General features: G+C 44.9%; 5 protein-coding genes. 2 read left to right on the top strand and 3 right to left on the bottom strand.

Features of this window, described 5'->3' with window-relative positions; translation table 11 throughout:
• Positions 1-742 (top strand): aromatic amino acid DMT transporter YddG (gene yddG / locus QTO00_RS13910; protein WP_331425336.1); only part of this gene is annotated, 742 nt, incomplete at its 5' end.
• A gap of 24 nt (positions 743-766) precedes the next feature.
• Here yddG and QTO00_RS13905 read toward each other — a convergent pair.
• A complete protein-coding gene (locus QTO00_RS13905; protein ID WP_443088931.1) occupies positions 767-1,231 on the bottom strand; it encodes a L,D-transpeptidase family protein in 465 nt (154 codons plus the stop codon).
• 293 nt (positions 1,232-1,524) lie between these two features.
• On the opposite strand from QTO00_RS13905, the gene QTO00_RS13900 reads away from it, so the two are divergent.
• Complete coding sequence (locus tag QTO00_RS13900) at positions 1,525-3,645, top strand: GGDEF domain-containing protein (RefSeq protein ID WP_331425334.1); 2,121 nt, start codon at positions 1,525-1,527, stop codon at positions 3,643-3,645.
• A 56-nt stretch (positions 3,646-3,701) separates the two neighbouring features.
• Here the strand turns inward: QTO00_RS13900 and QTO00_RS13895 are convergent, their stop codons facing one another.
• Positions 3,702-4,064: a hypothetical protein gene (locus tag QTO00_RS13895; RefSeq protein WP_331425333.1), complete on the bottom strand. Its 363-nt coding sequence runs from the start codon at positions 4,062-4,064 to the stop codon at positions 3,702-3,704.
• Between the two features lie 91 nt (positions 4,065-4,155).
• Positions 4,156-5,566, bottom strand: a 1,411-nt coding sequence (locus tag QTO00_RS13890) for a BatD family protein (protein WP_331425332.1), incomplete at its 5' end; no start/stop codon positions are given.

Genomic DNA, 5,566 nt, shown 5'->3' with positions numbered 1-5,566 from the left:
GATGGGCGTCCCCAATGTTCGTCAGTATTCATTTCGCTATGTACTCATTGGTGGAGGCTTGTTTGTCGCCTATGAGATTTGTTTGGCCTTAGCCCTGGCAATGGCGAATTCTCGTCAACAAGCAATTGAAATGCTGGTGATCAACTATATGTGGCCTGCTTTGACTGTATTGCTCGCTGTGTTGACCAGTGGTAAGAAAACCAGCGTATTTGTCTATCCAAGCATCTTGTTAGCCTTTTTTGGTGTGGCTTGGTGTCTCACTGGCGAACAAGGGCTGTCTTTCAATCAAATCGCCGCAAACTTCGCGACGAACCCTGCTACCTATACGATGGCTCTGGTCGGCGCTTTTCTATGGGCTATTTATTGCAATCTCACCAAGCGAATATCTAATGGACAAAATGCCATTACACTGTTTTTCATTTTGACGGCGATCAGTCTTTGGATTAAGTACGCTTTGAGTGGTGAAACGGGGATGACGATCGATCTTGAGTCTGGTGGCTTGCTGCTCATTTCGGGAATTGCAATGGGGAGTGGTTACGCACTTTGGAACTATGCCATCATTGGCGGAAACATGGTTCTGTTGGCAACCTTATCTTATTTCACGCCTGTGCTATCAACGGTGATCTCGTCACTTATTCTTGGCCTGACAATGACGCATAGCTTTCTACAAGGTGTGATGATGGTAACGTTGGGTTCATTGATGTGTTGGTGGGTGACTAAAGAGAAGTCCGCTTCAAGCTAGGATGACTTTACCTGATTAACTTACTTACCAAACTATCTCAATGGGTGTTCCAGGTGTTACCAAGCTGAGCAACTCATCCATCTCTTGGTTGCTGATCGCGATGCAACCGTTAGTCCAGTCAAAGCTTTGTACATAGCTTGCAGGACGGCGTTCTCCATTCCTGAGTCCATGAATCTTTATATCTCCACCCGGGTGCAAATTTCGGGCAGCGGCATAGGCTATGTCGTCGGCGTTGGGGTAGCTAATATGGATCGAACGATAGAATTCAGAATCTTCTATGACAAAATCTAGGTAGTAGTGACCTTCTGGAGTTCGTTGATCCCCTTCATACACTTTATGACCTTTCGGTCGTTTGCCGAGCGCGATACGAAATTCGCGTACTATTTGGTCGTTATCGATCAGATACATACGACGCTTAGACTTGTCTACTTTCACTATGTCTACCCCAGCCCAACTCACGAAGCTTACTAGGGAAGCCAATATAAAAATCCATTTTAACAATGCGAGATGCCCTTATCTGTTTACTGGCTCAAAGTGTAATGCAAAACGAGTTCGCTTGGCACGTTGAAACTATAACCCTCATCAAAAAGTTGAGTGGCAATAGCAATGGAAATTTATGGAAACGAGATCATACAAAATGAAGTAGGTGTCATATCTAGACATATTCCATTTGACGATTTGCGAGTCACTTAACATCACCTTTCGAATCTCGTTGATTGACTAAGTACAACTGATAATTTTCTAATCGAAAAGGTAATAATAATATGGTTTAGGCTAGGGTTATGCTCTCACGAAATCTTCTTAAAGACGTTATATCAGCCAGAAATCAACGTTTATTGGCGAACTCTTTGTTTCAATATCTCGATGAAACGCTAGAGCCTAGCAATATTGGTATTTTTTCCGAGCAACAAAGAGGAGAGCCAGACGGCTTTCTGTTTGCACATGGCCACCCTTTGCCGATAGCTGAATATCCTGAAACCTTTTGGGCATGGGTGGCACAGTTTGACACTTCCGATGGCTTAATTCCTTTGGCGATGAACACCTGTAAGTGGGGGTACGCTAAGCATATGGGGGCGCACAGTTACGTTTTCATGCTCGATAATCATCCGAAAATGCGTACCTACGTTGTCATTGAGAGCTTGGATGCTTTTAGGCTTAATGAGCTCAACCAAAATCATGAGTTAGATGCACTTCACGTGATTGCTTCGCGTTGGCAGTGTGTCCGCGCGGAAACTGAAGCAGCGAAAGAGTTTAAACAGCGCGATATTAAAGAAGCTAAGTACCTAGACGTAATTAAGCAGCGCGAGTTGTTTATCGACAACATGAAGTTGGTACAGCAGGCCGCAGTTGAAATTTCAAATCCTTCCAATCTTGATGATCTATATCGCCTTGCCGTTGAAGTGGTCAGGGATAAACTTGGTTTTGACCGTACTTCATTTATGCTAATTGACTTAAAAAAACGCAGTTTTAGTGGCACTTATGGTACGGATGAAAAAGGCAAAACAGTCAGTGAGCATCATACGCAGTATGACTTACATCAATTAGAGGAAACCTATTTTACAGCGCTATTCGAAGGTAGAGATAGTCTAGTTATTGTCGAGGAAGCCCCGTTGTATACTGCTGGTAGTGTCGTTGGTCAGGGCTGGAATGGGATGTTAATCCTGCGCGATGGTGACGAAATCATTGGTTGGATCGCGATGGACAACTACATCAATCGTACGCCTATCTCCTCTTATCAACGGCAAATGCTAGAGTCCTTTGGTTCACTTCTTTCACAAATTTATATCCGTAAGCGTCAAGAGCAAAATGTTCGGATGTTGCATGCGAGCATGGTTGAACTTTCGCGTTGCATGACGGTTAGCGAAGTGTGTAAATCGGCGGTGACCTTTGCGATCAACCGCTTGGGTATCGATCGATGTGCGGTGTTTCTCACTGATGCAGATTGTACCCATATGCAAGGGACGTGGGGTACTGACATACAGGGTAATGTGGTTGATGAGTCTTATTACCGCTCTGAAACCGTTGAGCGCTCGATAGTGAATGCCGCTAAAGCGAACCCTAACCAAGTGGTATTTGAAGAGTCGGTGCCTATCTATCATGACTTTAACATCGTAGGCTTCGGCTGGACTGCGATGACGATGTTGGTCAGTAATAGCGGCGAGCCAATCGCCTTTATTGCTGCGGATAACTTAATCAAACGTTCACCGCTGACCCATCATCTACGCGAAGTGATACGGATGTTCTCGTCCAATCTTACTGAGGTACTGTTAAAAACGCGCGCGCAGGAAGCGGTTCATGAACTGAATGAGAATCTAGAGCAAGAGGTTAAAGCCCGCACTAGAGAGTTGCAGAACGTTAATGAACAGCTTGAAACTATGGCTAAACTTGATCCACTTACCCGCCTTGGCAACCGCAGAATGCTTGAGTACCTGCTAGAGGACATGTGCATTGAGAGTCACGGTAAGCCTATAAGCTATGGATTGATCATTGTTGATATCGACTATTTTGGTTTGTACAACAATGAGTATGGTCATATGCAGGGTGATATTGCCCTAATGCGTATTGGCAGCATCTTACAAAAGCATACTCAGTCTGAGCGCGAAGTGTTTTGTCGTATTGGTGGAGAGGAGTTTGCGCTGCTGGTATCGAGCCAGGATGCAGACCAAGTCCATAAACTGTCGGAGATGATCCGCCAAGAAATTGAAAGTGAGGGAATTGCCCATGCACAGAGTTCTATTCACAGTTGCTTGACCGTATCGGTTGGATATTCAGTTATGGAACTCAAGCAGAGCGAATTTAGTTTCGATAAGCTCTATAGCTCGGCAGATAAGTCTCTCTATGAAGCGAAGAACCGAGGCCGAAATCGTGTGGTAGGTACAGTCGCGATGCTAGAGAAAGCCTAGCCAATTTGGGGCTTTCTCTAGCCTTTTAGAATGTGATTTAAGTTGCCGTGAATTGTTTATTTAGATTCAACGATCTCTACAGCTACCACGGAATTACAGGCGCCTTTTTTATACCCATCAGTACCATCACTTCTGGCTGCGCATTTCCACCACCTTCCGAGATACGTTGTCCCTCCTTTTTTTCTTGGATTGTGCCAAATGAGAGGGACTGGAATTTGTTTTGAAATGTCCAGAAATCCAGCTTGTGATGTCGCGTATTTGTCAGCGAGCGTATACACTTCGTCAAGTTCAATTTTCTTTATGATTCTACCGTTTTGTGTAACTAGCTCGTTATCTACAATGCCTGAACCATGTGCTTGAGCGGTGGTTAGAGTAAGTAGAGTAGCAGCAACAATAGTGAGTAGAGATATGTTTGACATACTAAGTGACTCTTTAATAAGCGTGAAAATCCAATCGACTGAGTACGTATAGCATGTTTTATAAAAGCAAAAAGCGAGTTGCTACACACTCTTATAGCTGAGCGAGCTTATTGTTAGACTCGGTTTCTACTTTAGGGCCCTTGCTACTTTGCTTAATCAGTTTGATTAGCGCCTCTGGCTGCCAATTAGGGCTTTCTGCTGAATATTGGCTGTGATTCATCGCGTTAAGCTGATTCTCTATTTCCTCTATTCGCTCGGGATCAAGCTGTTGATTTTCACTGAGCCACTGCTTAGCTAAATAGTTAGCTTTGACTTTGTCATCCTGTTTAAGCGCTTGAATCAACTGAACAGTGGTTGGCTTACCTTCTAGCTCTGGCTCTTGTTCCGTTGAAGTTTGACGTTGCTTGAACCACAGCAGCATTGTCACTAGCCATAGTGATGCAAACAGTGCGGTTAGATATGGCCAGTAGCCTGCATCGTGAACCGTTACGGCTTTAGTCTGTGGTTGCTGAACAGCCGGAGCACTGATTGGTTCGTTATTGAGAGTAGAGCCTGGCTCCACTGTTACTTTTAGCCCCGCTAGTTGCGATTTCTGAGCTGATTTTTGGGCACTGTCCCACCAGTTTAGCGAAATCGGGTTGAGCGCAATGTCACCAGTTTGCTCCGGAATGATGACCTGCTTAATCGTCATTCGTGTTGTGCCATTACCTAGTTCGGTAAACTGAGGCTTCTCTTGGTAGAGCCTTACCGTAGCCGGGTAGTTACTATTGAACTCTGGAAAACGTTCAGATGTTAGCCCCTGAATATCGAGGTTAATAATTCGAGTCAGCGAATCACCAACACGAGTAGCAAATATTTCACTCGCATTGATTTCATTGCCATTTCCATCTAACCACTGTTGTGACAGCTTGAGCGAAGTGGCAGGAAGCCAAGTTCCTTGGTAGTCATTCGGTATAGGAACGACTTGAATTTGGAACTGCTGTGCTGGCGTCGTTGCGGAGATTAACTTGGTAGTACCACTTCGGCGGTCACCGTAAACAACACTGCCTTGAAAGCCAATACCGCTAAGTTGAAATTGGCCCGCACTGTTTGCCGTTACCAGGTAACTTTGGTCAACAATTGTCACCTCAACACCATCAATAACACTTTGATACTGTTTAGGCTCACCTATCGCACTAAGCTCGACACCTTCGGCTTTTGGGGGAACAACAAATGGATCTTGTAGCCTGCGCGGATCGGTTTTGATGATCAATCGAGTTGTTAGCGTGGCGCTTTCATTTGGGTAGAGCTGTGATTTACTCAGCTTGTTTTGTAGCTCAATTAGGTCGCTGATTTTAGGCTCTTCAGGATCTACTTTGACGGTGACATCTATCGGCGTAGAAGAGGCGTTATCAATAGTGAAGGCTGGAATGGTCGTTACGCCTAGGCGCTGTGCCGCTAGAGAAATATTCCACTCACTACGCACAGAGCGGTCTCCGTTGATGATGTTTACCGGGCTACCA

The organism is Vibrio sp. M260118 (assembly GCF_036533755.1).
Taxonomy (GTDB): Bacteria; Pseudomonadota; Gammaproteobacteria; order Enterobacterales; family Vibrionaceae; genus Vibrio.
This window is presented reverse-complemented; position numbering and strand designations above follow the sequence as displayed.

Bases quoted from the DNA above. Each gene is read 5' to 3' on its own strand.
- QTO00_RS13895 (WP_331425333.1), bottom strand. From the start codon at position 4,064: ATGTCAAACATATCTCTACTCACTATTGTTGCTGCTACTCTACTTACT.
- QTO00_RS13900 (WP_331425334.1), top strand. From the start codon at position 1,525: ATGCTCTCACGAAATCTTCTTAAAGACGTTATATCAGCCAGAAATCAA.